The sequence below is a fragment of the Lysinibacillus sp. FSL M8-0134 genome, from assembly GCF_038069745.1.
Taxonomy (GTDB): Bacteria; Bacillota; Bacilli; order Bacillales_A; family Planococcaceae; genus Lysinibacillus; species Lysinibacillus irui.
Genome location: NZ_JBBPAJ010000001.1, coordinates 376,353 through 391,206 on the forward strand (window position 1 = coordinate 376,353; position 14,854 = coordinate 391,206).

Genomic DNA, 14,854 nt, shown 5'->3' on the forward strand with positions numbered 1-14,854 from the left:
TATTTGCGAATGCATCTTTTCATGTTGTGAAAGAAATGAGGTAACTAATAGAAAAAGACCTTTTGACTGGGCTGATTTTCGTTCCGCCGGCTCCCATTTCAGGCGAGAGTCCGATGAGTCATTTCACTTTGTTCGCTCAAGGGTCTCATCTGGGAGCACATAGAAGTGACATTGTCTCCTCTCCAATCAACTAAGCTACAAAGGCTTTATGCTCATTATAACTATTTTTAGAGAAAGGAAAGGCTCTCTATAATTAGTCACAATAACAATAAAATGAGTAAACACTTTCATTTTGTATGCGAGACCTTTGCCAAAAAATAACATTTTTGCGAAAGGGTAAGCCTTTTTTACCTTTTACAAAAATGCTATAGATTGTTTTGAGTTCTTTATTCTGATCGATTCGTCTCAACATCCAATAGACATTTAGAAAAAATATTTCGTAATGTTTGCAGTTCTTCTGCTGTTAGCATCCCAAACATATTGTTAATAATTTCGCTCACTTGTTGACGAGATTCTTTTAAGATATTTTCTCCTTCAGCAGTTATGACAAGTTGAGAAGCTCGTCGGTCTGTAGCGTGCTGTGTTTTTTCAATAAAGCCTCCATTAATAAGCTTTGTTGTTAACACTGTGACGCCACCAGTGGTTACTTTTAACCGCTCAGCAATAGCAGAAGGGCGTTTTGGGCCCTCCTGCGATAAGTAGTCTAAAATTAAAATATGGGATTTTGAAAAGCCGAGCACATTATGATTATTCCACTCGTTTGCCCACTTACGCTCAATAGATGAAACGACTTCAAACAATGAGGTAATGGCTTTTTGTTTTTCTTGATCCATAGAAGGTCATCTCCAAAACTGTTTTAGCTTTCTTGTGCCAATCTTGTCATCGCATTTAATTCGTATGCACGCACTTTACGTGGGATAAAACGACGGATGTCCATCTCATTGTAACCAACTTGAATACGTTTTTCATCTATTAAAATAGGGCTTCGCAACATTCTTGGGTGTGCCTGGATAATAGCGAATAGCTCTTGAATAGAAAGTTGTTCAATATCGATATTTAAGTTTTTAAAATCATTCGAGTTAGTTGCGATAATTTCATCTGTGCCATCTTCCGTCATACTTAGAATTTCTTTAAATTCTGCAAGAGTAAGAGGGTGAGATGTAATACGTTTTTCTTTATATTCAATGTTGTGATCTTTTAACCATTTAAGTGCTTTTCTGGATGAAGAACAGCTCGCTTGTGAGTAAATTGTAACTGTCATTCTTCATTCCTCGCTTTCTTTTTTAGATTATATTTTACAAATAGCTTATTAGTAAGTTAAGTGGTCTATATATATCTTACTAGTAAGCTATATATAAATCAATAGTTAATTGAAATATTTTCTCAATAGCAAAATATTTTTTTAGTTATATTAAGTATACGAAGCATACAGCAAAAGGTTTCATTTATTCAGCTTACAATGATGTAAGTATAGTGTCTTGGTGTAATGAGTTTTGGGTTACCCACGGGCTTGTCCTAGAGGAGAGAGATTATAAAATATAAATGTAAATTGTTAGTCCACTGATTATATTATGTTTAAAGATGTCTAATTATACATAGTAATTTCAAAAAAATTAAAAGAGCAGCCCCTATAATATGTGGGAACTGCTCTTGATATTAGCTTTGTTGTCCAGAAGTGAACCAATCTTGTACATTCCAAACCTTTGTTACTAGCCCGTCATAGAATTCTGGTTCATGGCTTACTAGTACGATGGTGCCTTTAAATTCTTTCATAGCACGTTTTAGTTCATTTTTTGCATCTACATCTAAATGGTTTGTCGGTTCGTCAAAAAGAAGCCAGTTAGCTTCTTCCATCATTAATTTACATAAACGAACTTTCGCTTGCTCACCACCAGATAATGAATTGAGTGGGCGTGTAATATGGTCCGTTTTTAAACCAGCTCTTGCTAAAGCGGCACGAACCTGCGCTTGTTCCATAGAAGGAAAGGCATTCCACACATCATCAATTGGAGTGATTTTCTCTGCTTTAACCTCTTGCTCAAAGTAAGATGGATAAAGGTAATCACCTCGAACCACTTTCCCGCCAAGGGGATTAATTTTCCCTAGCATCGTTTTTAGTAATGTTGATTTACCTACACCATTCATGCCAACTAGCGCGATCTTTTCGCCACGTTCAATGGCAAAAGTTAGTGGAGGAAGCAATGGCTTGTCCTTATCGTAACCTATGACTAAATTTTCAGCCTCTACAACATAGCGGCCAGATGAACGTGCTTCTTTAAAACCAAATTCAGGTTTTACAGCCGTCTCTGGTCGATCAATTCGTTCTAAACGATCGAGCTGCTTAGCACGAGATTTTGCACGTCCAGTAGTAGAATAGCGCGCTTTATTTTTAGCGATAAAGTCCTCTTGTTTCTTGATAAATTCCTGTTGCTTTTCATATGCTTCAATATGCTGGCGTTTATTAATTTCAGCAAGCTCTAGGAATTTTTCATAGGTTGCTGTATACCGCGTTAATTTTGAAAACTCAAGTTGGAAAATAACATCCACTGTCTCGTTCATAAATTCTGTATCATGTGAAATTAAGAGGAATGCATATGGATAGTTTTTTAAATAGTTCTTTAGCCAAGTAATATGTTCCTCATCTAAATAGTTCGTAGGCTCATCTAGTAATAGGACTTTCGGTTTTTCTAATAACAGCTTTGCTAGTAAAACCTTTGTACGTTGTCCACCAGAAAGGGCAGCTACATCACGTTCTAAGCCAATGGCATCAAGACCAAGTCCGCGTGCAACCTCTTCAATTTTCATATCAAGAGAATAGAAATCGCCCGCATCGAGTGCATCTTGAACTTCCGCCATTTGCTCTAGCAGAACCTCTAATTCTTCAGGTGATGCTTCTGCCATTTTCCCTGTAATGTCATTTAGCTCTTCTTCTTTTTTGTATAATGGTAAAAAGGCATCGCGTAGCACCTCACGCATTGTTCTGCCAGCAGTTAGTACAGTATGTTGGTCTAGATACCCATAATGTGTACCAGGAAGCCACTCAACTTTTCCTGTATCATGAATTGTTTGCCCCGTTATGATGCCCATTAATGTAGATTTACCTACACCGTTAGCTCCTACGAGTCCAATGTGATCACCTTCTACTAATCGAAACGAAACATCTTTAAAGAGTGTACGATCACCAAAAGAATGACCTAAATTTTCAACTGTTAATATTGCCATATTAGTTCCTCCAACTATCCTTCGTGTTTACATTTTATAGTTCAGCTAATTGTTTATTAAGTTCTGCTAGCTTAGCTTCCATATTAGCAAGGCGTTGCTCTGCTTTTGATACCTGATCGTTGTGCCCAGTAGACTCTAATTTTTCGATATCACCTTGTAAATTCATATAGTCCATTTTTAACTCTTTAATTTGGTATTCAATATCGCTTTTTGTTGGCATGATTATGACTCCTTTATGAGAATGTTTGTATAGCGAATGCGTGTAAAAGCGATGGAGGTTTTTTTGAGCCCCCACCGCTTATAATTTAAATCAATCGGGTTCTGATAATTTTTGAATCTGCCTATGTTCCAACTTTCACAAGAAGAGCTGGAGTGAAAAATTCTTATATATTGTATCATAATCATCTTCGAAGTAGCACTAAGTAGAAGCGATATTATGACGATCATAAGCAAAATCTAAAAGTAAAGCTTGGAGTGTTTCGTTGTTTGCTGCAAGATTGAGTTGTCGCTGCTTTCTTACAGCCCGTTCACTGCGAGCTTCATGTAAAAGGAACTCCATAACAGCATTTTGGATTTGTGATTGCTTCATTTTACGACCAAGTCCAAGATGAATGAAGCCGTTATGCTCCCGAGGGAAAGCATGTAGTAGTTCAGCTTCAGTTTGTGCAAGTGTAATGCAGGGCACACCATAAGAAGCAATTTTATAAGGTGTATAGTTAGCATTACAAATAATGACATCAGCTTTCGGTAATAGTTTAAGGAGTGCGTTTTTATCGCGAAGAATAGCGGTATTGCGACGACTTAGAACCATCATTTGCAAATCATCTGTTGCATGGCGATAGCTATCGTCAATCATAACTGTAATTTGTAGTGGGATTTGTAGTTGAGTTAAGTGTCGAAGTGTTCGGTAGGTTAAATTATGCTCGTCCCCATCTTCGAAAGCAACAACGATATGGGGAGGGTTTTCAGGTGTTTTATTGTCAGGGATGTCGTCAAACTGTTGATAAGCTTCTGGTAGTGCAAAAACAAAACTTCCGCCAATATAATGCGACGGTAAATAATCTTTAACTTCTTGATAGAGTGCTAGTAATACACAATCACAGGCTTGACCACCTTCACCAAAGTCATCGAAGTGAATAATGGTTTTACAGAAAGGTCGTAAATCTTGTACTTGCCAGCTTTCAGAGTTACGCCCATCTCTGACAATTAAATCAGGCTGAATTCCTTTAATTTGCTTAGGCAGTTCGTTAAAATGGTCAAATAAAATAGGAGAAAGACCTTCATTCATTAAAATTTGAATACCTTCATTCGAAGGAGTCTTTACAAATATAAGAACTTTCTCATTAGTAAGTAGCTTAGCTAATGTTGAAACCCGTTCAAAAGGATACAGCCCTTTATCAATACAGCTTTCAATAATGAAAACAATCGTTTTTTTTGGTTCAATTGCTTGCGTTTCTTTTTGCAAATGTATCCCACCCTTTCCTCTGTCTCTTTAAATTATGGCGAAGAAAGAACAAGTATGTGTAAAATTTAGGATTTGGTCACGATGGACTTTAGAGAATCTTCTAAATTGCTATCTTGAAGGACATCATAATTAACTTTTTAATCATCATAAAATTGGTCGATATATATAGTAAGGCCAAGATAAGGAAAGAAACATACGTTAATGTAAATTATGGAGAAGGAGGGGAGAAGCATGAGCATGCGTGCGGCGATTGTTGTAGGGGCAACAGGTTTAACGGGTTCCTCTCTTGTTGAACAACTATGTAACAATAATGAATATGTTTCAGTAACAGTTATTGCACGGAGAAAACCAACTTTTACACATCCAAAGCTAGAAGTGAAAATTTGTGATTTTGATCAGATAGAAGAACAAGATATTGAATTTGCTCATGAATTGTATTGTTGCTTAGGAACAACTATAAAAAAAGCAGGTTCTCGTGAGATGTTTGAAAAGGTAGATTTTGAATATCCATTAGCAATTGCCTCCTTAGCAAAAAAACGTGGCATTCCTCATTTTATCGTCATCACAGCAATGGGAGCCAATGAAAATTCGCCTTTTTACTATAATCGGGTTAAAGGAAAACTAGAGCATGATTTAGTGGAGTTGGGTTTACAGAGGCTTTCTATTATCCGACCATCACTGTTAGTAGGAGATCGGGATGAATTTCGATTAGGGGAAAAGGTAGGAGAAAAACTATTAAAGTTTGCACATCCTCTACTAATAGGACCTTTTAAACGCTCTAGAGCAATTGATGCCTCACAGGTGGCTAAGGCTATGATCATCATTGCCTTATATGGTAAGCAGCAGTCAGTCACCATTTATTCGTCAGATGAATTAGCAACATGCGAGTATCCCGAAGCTTCAGAAGATACCATTTCAAGAGAGGTATTATTTAACTGGGATAAGCTACATGAAGGCGAGAAAGTAAATCGTGATGTAGTTATTAATCGAGATAAATATAAGCTTGAGGAAACAGTTATTGATAAGGAAGTCCATTTTCGGCATCGCGATCAAGAGAAAAAATAATGTAAATAGTGTTTCCGTTCCGCCTAAAGACTGAAATTGTTCCTTTCCACACTACAATTCTTCCCGAGCCACTTTTCATTTGTTACAATATTATTGTAGAAGATGAATGTGGAGGCAAAGTAAAGATGAAAATTTTACTCGTTGATGGCACAATGTTTGGTCGTAAAACAGGTGCTATTTTAGAGCAAGTGGAACAATATATTAAAGAATTAGATGCTAGTTTCGAGTTAGAAATGATGCATTTTAGTCAATATAAGCATCAAATTGTGGATGGTTCACCACTCAACGATGATATGAAGAAAATGATTCAACAATTTGAGGAAGCAGACGCTTATATTATTGCAACACCTATTTTTCAAGCGTCCATTCCAGGTGTTTTGAAAAATGCTTTCGACTTCTTACATCCTAAAACAATGCGTTATAAGCCAGTATCCATTGTTGCGAATGGAGGCACATATCAGCACCATCTTGTAGTCGAAAATCAATTAAAGCCGATTTTGGATTACTTCCGTGCTCTTGTAACGCCTAACTATGTATACACACACACATCACATTTTGATGCAGATAATAAAATTGTAGATGAAGATGTGCACAGCCGGTTACGTGAATTAGCACGTGTATTTGTTCAATATTGCGAAATGAGCAAGAATTTGCCGAAGGAAACAATTGATCAACATTAAAATAACCCTTGTACGGTGGTAAGAAATCACTGTGCAGGGGATTTTTCTTTGTAAGTATTCTTTTGGGATGTGATAAAATAAAACTTTAGTGACACAGGAGGGAGGGCTGCTCATGCAGGACATCGCTTTACTAGAAAAACAACGCTGTAATCTTATTTTGACCAATAAAGCGAAGGAAGCGGTAGAGGAATGCTCAGCAAACGAGCATGCCTTTTTTGCGTTACAAAGATCTTTTACCGTCTATATTGAAAAACGGAAAGCTAAAACAGTTGGTGAAACATTTTTATCCATCTATTTTAATGCGCAAGACAATGAAAAATTACACGATTTTCTTGCTGAGAAAACCGTTATTATGGATTGTGTGCTAAAGGTGGAAGGATTGCTAGCGACAAATATTCGTTTTGTCCATATGCGTGGGCCAATCAATACGAATCGTCGATTAGTGGCTGCCTTGCAATTTGTTACAAAACCTAACAATGGTGCAGGTATTCCACTAGAGCTTCATACGAAAATAAGACAGCTTCCAATAGCGGAAGAACGTACAGAATATGTAAAAAAACGTATAGCTAGTTGGGAAGGCTATTTAAAAATCCAAGAACGCGATGCGACCATTGACGATATTCATAGCGAATTTAAGCAAAGCTATTTTAACGAGGATTTTACACGGTTAACCATTGTATGTCCCTACATAAAGAATAATGAATGGAAGCAGTTAGAAGGATTAAGTGTAAGCATTCAAGGGGTTCGCGGTGAAATTGGACAAGTTTTAAAAGCGAACGCTGGAAAGCAAACAGTTGAAATTGATTTAAAACCTTTCGTTCAGGATTTAGCTCGTAAAGATCAGCTTAATCTACGCTCGAAACAAGCAAGTTTCAGTAATTTTGCGACACTAAGTCAAATTAGAAGACTACGCAACGGCTTTACAAAGCTAGAGAAGGGAGAGGCAGTGAACCCTAATCTAGAAACAATCCTGTTTGAACGGCGTCCAACAGTCCGAGCGTCCAAGCTACATGAAGATATTGAGTTTCATAATAACTTAAATGAATATCAACGACGCGCTGTTTTAGGTGCATTATCTGTTGAGGATTTATATGTTATACAAGGTCCTCCAGGTACGGGGAAAACAACCGTGATTTCAGAGATTTGTCAGCAAAATGTAAAGGCAGGTTTAAAAACACTTGTTGCGTCGCAATCAAATTTAGCAGTCGATAATGCATTAGGACGGTTGCTATCCAATCAAGAAATTCGTATTTTACGATATGGTAGAACGGAAAGTATTGAGGAGGAAGGCAAAAAGTTTATAGAGGAAAATGTAGCTCTTCAGTGGCGGGAACAAACGTTGGCGGCAATTGAAGAGGCCATATTGGTATTCCCAGAACGTGAGCAAGAGTTAAAAGCAAACGTTGAAAAAGCACAAAATGAACTAGAAAAATTAGAGCAATGGCTAGAGCAACTAAGACAGGAAATAGCTGCAAAAGAGCAAGCGGCTATTGATGAACCTATTTTACAGCAGGAAATTCAAGCATTAAAAAAAGAATTAAAAGCTGCTAAGGCGGATCAACAGTCAAGTGAAGCCCAAAAAGATCATTATGAGAAACAGCTTGCACAAATTGAACCAATTGTACAGCAGCTTGAGCAGACACTTGCAGATTATCCTTCTGTTGAGCAATTACAACGTACGATTCAAGAAACTACACGTAAAGTGGAACAACTAGAAGCGGCAGCTCAATATAAGGAATTGCAAGAACAAAAGCAGCAGCTAACACAGCAATTTCAAGAAATTCAACATAAATATGAAATCGAAAGTAATCGACTAGTTATCATGAAGGAAGCACAAAAGTATATCCATACATTAACATCCTTTGAGCTAATCGAGCGATTTTTACAGCATTATCAAATTCGCCCTTCTCATGTACTGTCACATCAAATGAATCGCTTACAACATTTAGAAGATGCCAAAGATTTAGAGGCATGGTCCACAATCAATGCGCGTCTACAAAAGGCAATTGCGAAGCTAGAGGCTTTAGTTACTCATGAAGTCAAGGAACGAGCATTTGCTAAAAGTAGATTGCAACCAGTACAATCGTTTTCTTTGCAAAACCTTACAGGTGTATTCGCACAGTTAAACACTGCGTTTCAGGATGGCCAAGCACCAGCAAATGATATGATCGAAAGTTATTTGCTTGGGCTATATATGCGTCGTGATTACGTTTGGCAAAAGGGAGTAGCACTAAAACAACAACAAGAGCATAAGGATCAGGAATACGATTCTTTCCGAAAAAATCTCATGACTTTAATTCATCAGGAGTGTGCAATAACTAGCTTTGATGTGCAAAGTTACCAACGACAGCTGCAACCATTTTTACAGCATACAGAGCGTTTACAACAATTAGCAAATACTTTTCAAATTGCTGAGGAGCCAGAAGAATCAGTTGAATATTTAAAGATACTTTCAGCACAATCTCGAGAAGCTCTACAGCAAGCAAGTAAGCAGCTAGAGACAGTGGAACAGGCAAAAGTTCAACTAGTGCCAAAGCAAGCCTCACTGAAGACTGTCACAACAAGCTTACATGATATAGAGCATCAGCTAGCACAAATGGAAGAACGGATAAAAGACATTAATATAGCTGGATTGAAGAAAGAAAAGCAATTAGCAACATATACAAAACTTTTGCAATCAACGCCAGAGAGAACGGCTGAAGAGGTGATGGAAGCTATTCAAACTTCCAAACAAGCAATTGAAACATTGCACAGGCAGGAAAAACAGCTACCACTTCGCAAAAAGCTACAAGAACAGTGGCGTGAAAAACTTCAAAACGCAACAGAGTATGATTTAGATGAAATTCGAAAATTGTATGTGCGTCATGCGAACGTTATTGGAACAACATGTGTAGCGTCCGCAAGTAAAGAATTTATGGAGAATTATCCTACTTTTGATGTTGTCGTTATTGATGAAGTTTCAAAGGCTACACCACCAGAGCTACTACTACCAATGCTTAAGGGAAAAAAAGTTATTTTAGTAGGTGATCATCATCAGCTACCTCCACTGTTAGGAGACGATACGCTGGAGGAAACTTTAAAGGCGATGCTAGAAGAAAATCCGAATTTTGAAGGCGCACAAGAATTGAAAAATCTATTACGAGAGTCATTATTTGAACGTTTATTTAATAATCTGCCTCCAACACATAAACAAATGCTAGCACTACAATATCGTATGCATGAAAAAATTATGCAAAGCATCACACCATTTTATGCGAAGGAGGAAAATGGTTTACAATGTGGTTTACCAGATTCAGATGCAGCAAGGGATCATGGCTTAGAGGGGCAATTTGTAAAACGACATGATCATTTACTTTGGATTGATATCCCTACTGAAAAACCTTATTTAGAGGAGCAAGTTAAGGGTGGAACAAGTCGTTATAATGAAGGAGAGTTACAAACAATCCGTCATATTTTATTAGACTTAAATGATGCAGTTAAGGTAGCAAAAGAAGCAGGACGAATACCGCAAGACGCAAAGAAAAGTGTTGGTGTCATTAGTTTTTACGGTGAGCAGGTAAAGAGAATAAATCGTCTCCTACAGCAAGAATTACAGCTACCGCATTTGCAGTTTAGAACAGGAACAGTTGATAAGTTCCAAGGTATGGAAATGGATGTTATTTTAGTGAGTATGGTTCGAAATACTCCTAAAGGAGGAGACATCGGCTTTGCAAAAGATTATCGTCGCTTAAATGTCGCGTTATCTCGTGCCCGTGAGTTACTATTGCTTATTGGCAGTGCTGAAATGTTTGCGAAACGTGCAAAACATCAAGATACAAGAGAAATGTATACTAATTTATTAAATACAGTAAAATCCTACAACGGCTTGCGTAATCATGAAGGATTGGTGATGTAGATTGTCAAAATTACAGCAACGGCTAATGCGTGAGCTTCAACAAAATCGCAATATTAAGATTGTCAAAACTGCTGAATGGTGTATTCCCATTAGGACAGTAGAAGTAATGTATGAGCCTGTGCGCCGTTCGACAATGGATGTCTTAATGACCATGCTACTAATAAGCATCCAAGAGGCTGATTTTGAAAGTACTCTTGAATTGAGTGAGCTTTTGCTTGTAGATCCATTATTTATTGAGGATTTGGTTTCTTTAATGGTTCGAGTCAACCTTATGAAGAAAGAGGATAACTATTATAGGCTAACTGAAAAAGGACAGCTGCAGCTTGAACAGGGAATCTTTGAGGAAGAGCTAGAAATAGAAAAGACCACGCTTTACTTCAGTCCTTGCCATCAATCATTTCTAACTATTGATGCAGATAATAGAGAAGAATACGATGACCTACCAGAGCTATATCGTTATATTGATAAAAAGGCAGAACAACAGGAGCAGTTTGAAGAATCACAGGTGATAGCAGCATTACAAGAGGAGAATGAAGAGGAAGTGGGCAACTCCCAAAAAGTCATCACAAAAATTGTTCAAACAGAAGCGCAACAAATTAATGATAGCCCATGTTTAGAGTTTGTTCTTTATGATAAAGAACAAGATATACTATTTGTGCGTGTGTGGAATACGTTTCTCAATCGATGGGATCATTATCTTGAGCAACAGCTTACTGACAAAGAGCAACTAACATGGCGAGAGCAATATTTGTCTTGATTCAGCAGAAGTTCAAAATCTAAAACAAAAACGAACGTGTATTGCGTTCGTTTTTTTGTGTTTTCACGATAAATTAAAAAGTCGGGTGATAATGGGAATATTTTTTCGATAAAATACTGCAAGAGTGTACATTTCAACATGGTTAAGGAGGGGACCAGATGTTAACAATTAGTTTATGTATGATTGTTAAAAATGCACAATCTACAATTGAAAGATGTTTAGATTCGGTTCAACATATAGTTGACGAGATCAATATCATTGATACAGGTTCAACTGATCGTACGAAGACTATTATTCAGAATTATACCTCTCGAATTTATGATATTCCTTGGTCTGATCATTTTGCCAAGGCGCGTAATTTTTCCTTTCAACAGGCAACAAAAGACTATATTTTATGGCTTGATGCAGATGACGTCATAACAAAGGAAAACCAATACAAGTTCAGTCAATTAAAGCAATCTTTATTTCCTTCTATTGACGCGGTAACGATGGATTACTACCTATCACTTGATCATGATGGAGTAGTAGAGTGTAGTAAACGAAATGTTCGTCTAGTAAAAAGGGCAAGTCATTTTCAATGGGAAGGTGCTGTTCATGAGGAATTAAAGGTATCAGGTCCGTTTTATCATAGTGATATAGCTATCACACATTTACCATTATCCAGAGATCTTTATCGTAATATTTGTATTTATGAAGGTTTACTAAAAGAGGGACATTCACTTTCAGCAAGAGACCTATTTTTTTATGCTAATGAACTAAAAAAGCATCAACGTTACTTAGAAGCGATCAATCAATACAATACATTTTTGGATCATGATTTAGGAACAGTAGATGACCGTATTGAGGCTTGCTTACATGTTGGGGAATGCTATCGACGCTTACATGATGATAAACAGGCCCAGCAATCTATTTTGCAATCTTTCTTATATGATCGACCAAAGCCAGAAGCATGTTGCCGAATGGGCCAATTTTTTATGGAACAATCGAAATATAAAGAGGCTATTTATTGGTATTCCCAAGCTCTGCAACAAGCTCCTGTTGATACGATGACGATCCAAAAATGGGCTTACTCAACGTGGATTCCCCATTTGCAATTAAGTTTGCTTTATAGGGAGTTACGGTTATTTGAAAATGCCTATCAGCATAATTCAGAGGCGCAAAAATGGAAACCAAATCATCAGGAAATAATAGAGAATGAAAAATATTTGCTCAGACAATTAAAGAGTTAACTACTTATTATGGGAATGGCACATCTATAAACAGAACATAAATAGCTTGACCAATTAACACAGATACACCAACAACAATCGTCATAAAAATCACATTCCGTGGTCTAAAATTTTTCGCTTCCATTCTAATAAATCCTCCTTTAATACAAAGAATATTCGGTCAATTCAAGATATGTTTTGAGGATTTGAGTATGCATAAATAAAAGAGCAAATTTACACTAAATGTAAATTTGCTCTTACGTTGTAGAAGATAGTGATGTTACAGCAAAAGAACGTTTAGCAAGGCGAGGGAGGTGATTTCCTTTCCTCCGTCATCCTTTCTAGGCGCAATATTTGCTCAGTTTGCTTAGTCGAATTTTAAACCTTTCAATGCTTCAGCAAGTGCATTGTTCACTGGTTCCTCATTCTTTTGTTGCTTTAAGTACTTTTGTACGGAGCGTTTATCTACCTTGCCTCCGCCTTCTTTTTTACGTCTTGCCTCAAAGGCTGATAATTTTTCACGATAGCCACATTTACAAACGAAAATTTGACCATCGCCTTCACCGCGAAGCTCTAATTTTTTATGACATTGTGGACAACGTGCATTTGTTGTACGTGAGACATTTTTACGATGACCACACTCACGATCCTGACAGACAAGCATTTTCCCCTTCTTACCATTTACCTCAAGCATTGGTTTTCCGCAATCTGGACAGGATTTAGTCGAGATATTGTCGTGTTTATATTTTTTGTCGCTGCCCTTAATTTCAGACACAATTTCTTGTGTATAATTTTTCATCTCGCTAATAAATACATCTTTTTTGAGCTTGCCCTTTGCAATGAGCTCAAGCTTTTGCTCCCATTCAGCCGTGAGGGCAGGGGACTTTAATTCCTCAGGCACTAAATCAAGTAGTTGACGACCTTTAGAAGTAATATATATATCTTTACCACCACGTTTTTCGATTAAGAAGGAATTAAAAAGCTTATCAATAATATCAGCTCGTGTTGCCACTGTGCCAAGTCCACCCGTAGATTTTAATGTGTCTGCTAGTTTTTTATCATTCGTTGCCATGTATTTTGTTGGGTTCTCCATCGCTGATAACAGTGTAGCTTCATTAAAACGAGCAGGTGGTTTTGTTTGACCAGATGTTTGGGCAAGCAATTTTATTTTTAATATATCACCTTTCTCAATTCGTGGTAGTATTTGTTCCTTTACATCATCCGTCGAGTCGTCATCATCGAAGCGATGTTCATAAACTTCCTTCCAGCCAGCTGATAAAATTGTTTTTCCGCGGGCAATAAAGCTTTCATCGCCTATTTTTGCACGTAATGTTAATTGCTCATATTCAAAAGCAGGAAGTAGCACCGCTAGGAATCGTTTCACAACAAGATCATAAATTTTACGTTCTTTATCTGTAAACGCAGAATAATTTACAAAACCTTCTGTTGGAATAATGGCATGGTGATCTGAGACCTTACTATCATCGACAAAGGCCTTTGTAGGCTTGATTGGTTTAGTAAGTAGTTTGTTAGCGATCGAACGATACTCACCGATGCCACACGCCTTTAAGCGTTCAGGTATTGTTGCCACGATATCTTGAGAAATAAAGCGAGAATCAGTACGTGGATATGTTAATACTTTATGTTGTTCGTAAAGCTTTTGCATAATATTCAGCGTTTCTTTTGCAGAGTAGCCGAAAATTTTATTGGCATCACGCTGTAATTCCGTTAAATCATAGAGGCCTGGAGCATACGATTTTTTAGGTTTCTTTTCAATATCAGCAACGATGGCATTGCTATTTCCAAGTTTCTTAACTAAGATATCAGTTTTTTCTTTATCAAATGAACGGCTATTACCGTTTGCATCCTGCCATGTAAGCTTCAAATTGTCAGTCGTTTGTGCTTCTATACCATAATAAGTTTGGGCTTTAAAATTTTTAATTTCATCCTCACGTGCGGCAATAATAGCGACCGTTGGCGTTTGGACACGTCCGCAGTTGAGCTGTGCATTAAAGCGAGTAGTTAAAGCACGAGTTGCATTGAGCCCGATATACCAATCAGCCTCAGAACGAGCTACAGCAGATGCATAGAGGTTATCATATGCTTTGCCAGGCTTTAGATTGGCAAAACCATCTTTTATTGCTTTATCGGTTACTGAAGAAATCCATAAGCGTTTAAGTGGTTTTTTAATCTTTACTTTATCAAGTATCCAGCGTGCTACTAATTCACCTTCACGTCCAGCATCTGTCGCAATAATTACCTCACTTACATCATTGCGTGTAAGTTGGCTTTTGACTGCATTAAATTGTTTACCAGTTTGTTTAATGACAGTTAATTTTAAGCGTTCAGGAAGCATTGGTAAATCTTCAAGATTCCACGTTTTATATTTCACATCATAACTTTCAGGGTCAGCTAGTGTTACAAGATGTCCAAGCGCCCAAGTAACAATGTATTTATCTCCTTCAAGGAAGCCATTTCCTTTTTTAGTACACTTCAGCACACGTGCAATATCACGTGCTACAGAAGGTTTTTCAGCGATTACTACGCTTTTTGCCATTGTTA

Annotated in this window: 11 protein-coding genes; 5 read left to right on the forward strand and 6 right to left on the reverse strand. The window is 37.3% G+C overall.

Features of this window, described 5'->3' with window-relative positions; genetic code table 11:
* Positions 1-386 precede the first annotated feature (386 nt).
* The 5 genes from MKY49_RS02005 to MKY49_RS02025 all read right to left on the reverse strand — a co-directional run bounded on the left by MKY49_RS02005 (position 387) and on the right by MKY49_RS02025 (position 4,687).
* Complete coding sequence (locus MKY49_RS02005) at positions 387-833, reverse strand: MarR family winged helix-turn-helix transcriptional regulator (protein ID WP_274795440.1); 447 nt, start codon at positions 831-833, stop codon at positions 387-389.
* Between the two features lie 23 nt (positions 834-856).
* On the reverse strand, positions 857-1,261 hold the full coding sequence (gene spx, locus MKY49_RS02010; protein ID WP_274795441.1) for a transcriptional regulator Spx: 405 nt from the start codon (positions 1,259-1,261) through the stop codon (positions 857-859).
* A 395-nt stretch (positions 1,262-1,656) separates the two neighbouring features.
* Positions 1,657-3,222 (reverse strand): ABC-F family ATP-binding cassette domain-containing protein, encoded by a 1,566-nt coding sequence (locus MKY49_RS02015; RefSeq protein ID WP_274795442.1) that lies wholly within the window; start codon positions 3,220-3,222, stop codon positions 1,657-1,659.
* 34 nt (positions 3,223-3,256) lie between these two features.
* On the reverse strand, positions 3,257-3,442 hold the full coding sequence (locus tag MKY49_RS02020; protein WP_274795443.1) for an SE1832 family protein: 186 nt from the start codon (positions 3,440-3,442) through the stop codon (positions 3,257-3,259).
* A gap of 198 nt (positions 3,443-3,640) precedes the next feature.
* The gene (locus MKY49_RS02025) at positions 3,641-4,687 is read right to left on the reverse strand and encodes a PseG/SpsG family protein (RefSeq protein WP_274795444.1); all 1,047 of its coding nucleotides are present in this window, start codon (positions 4,685-4,687) and stop codon (positions 3,641-3,643) included.
* A 231-nt stretch (positions 4,688-4,918) separates the two neighbouring features.
* Here MKY49_RS02025 and MKY49_RS02030 point away from each other — a divergent pair, with 231 nt between their 5' ends.
* The 5 genes from MKY49_RS02030 to MKY49_RS02050 all read left to right on the forward strand — a co-directional run bounded on the left by MKY49_RS02030 (position 4,919) and on the right by MKY49_RS02050 (position 12,313).
* The gene (locus MKY49_RS02030; protein WP_274795445.1) at positions 4,919-5,752 is read left to right on the forward strand and encodes an oxidoreductase; all 834 of its coding nucleotides are present in this window, start codon (positions 4,919-4,921) and stop codon (positions 5,750-5,752) included.
* Between the two features lie 125 nt (positions 5,753-5,877).
* The gene (locus tag MKY49_RS02035) at positions 5,878-6,432 is read left to right on the forward strand and encodes an NADPH-dependent FMN reductase (protein ID WP_274795446.1); all 555 of its coding nucleotides are present in this window, start codon (positions 5,878-5,880) and stop codon (positions 6,430-6,432) included.
* 112 nt (positions 6,433-6,544) lie between these two features.
* Positions 6,545-10,327: a DEAD/DEAH box helicase gene (locus MKY49_RS02040; RefSeq protein ID WP_341385496.1), complete on the forward strand. Its 3,783-nt coding sequence runs from the start codon at positions 6,545-6,547 to the stop codon at positions 10,325-10,327.
* Between the two features lies 1 nt (position 10,328).
* Positions 10,329-11,084, forward strand: coding sequence for a hypothetical protein (locus tag MKY49_RS02045; protein ID WP_341385497.1), 756 nt, complete (start codon positions 10,329-10,331; stop codon positions 11,082-11,084).
* A gap of 158 nt (positions 11,085-11,242) precedes the next feature.
* Positions 11,243-12,313 carry a glycosyltransferase family 2 protein gene (locus tag MKY49_RS02050; protein ID WP_341385498.1) on the forward strand — a complete coding sequence of 357 codons (1,071 nt, stop codon included), beginning with the start codon at positions 11,243-11,245 and terminating at the stop codon, positions 12,311-12,313.
* Between the two features lie 346 nt (positions 12,314-12,659).
* Here MKY49_RS02050 and MKY49_RS02055 read toward each other — a convergent pair whose 3' ends face one another.
* Positions 12,660-14,849, reverse strand: coding sequence for a DNA topoisomerase III (locus MKY49_RS02055; RefSeq protein WP_274795450.1), 2,190 nt, complete (start codon positions 14,847-14,849; stop codon positions 12,660-12,662).
* Positions 14,850-14,854 lie beyond the last annotated feature (5 nt).

Bases quoted from the DNA above. Each gene is read 5' to 3' on its own strand.
- MKY49_RS02005 (WP_274795440.1), bottom strand. From the start codon at position 833: ATGGATCAAGAAAAACAAAAAGCCATTACCTCATTGTTTGAAGTCGTT.
- spx (WP_274795441.1), bottom strand. From the start codon at position 1,261: ATGACAGTTACAATTTACTCACAAGCGAGCTGTTCTTCATCCAGAAAA.
- MKY49_RS02015 (WP_274795442.1), bottom strand. From the start codon at position 3,222: ATGGCAATATTAACAGTTGAAAATTTAGGTCATTCTTTTGGTGATCGT.
- MKY49_RS02020 (WP_274795443.1), bottom strand. From the start codon at position 3,442: ATGCCAACAAAAAGCGATATTGAATACCAAATTAAAGAGTTAAAAATG.
- MKY49_RS02030 (WP_274795445.1), top strand. From the start codon at position 4,919: ATGAGCATGCGTGCGGCGATTGTTGTAGGGGCAACAGGTTTAACGGGT.
- MKY49_RS02035 (WP_274795446.1), top strand. From the start codon at position 5,878: ATGAAAATTTTACTCGTTGATGGCACAATGTTTGGTCGTAAAACAGGT.
- MKY49_RS02040 (WP_341385496.1), top strand. From the start codon at position 6,545: ATGCAGGACATCGCTTTACTAGAAAAACAACGCTGTAATCTTATTTTG.
- MKY49_RS02050 (WP_341385498.1), top strand. From the start codon at position 11,243: ATGTTAACAATTAGTTTATGTATGATTGTTAAAAATGCACAATCTACA.
- MKY49_RS02055 (WP_274795450.1), bottom strand. From the start codon at position 14,849: ATGGCAAAAAGCGTAGTAATCGCTGAAAAACCTTCTGTAGCACGTGAT.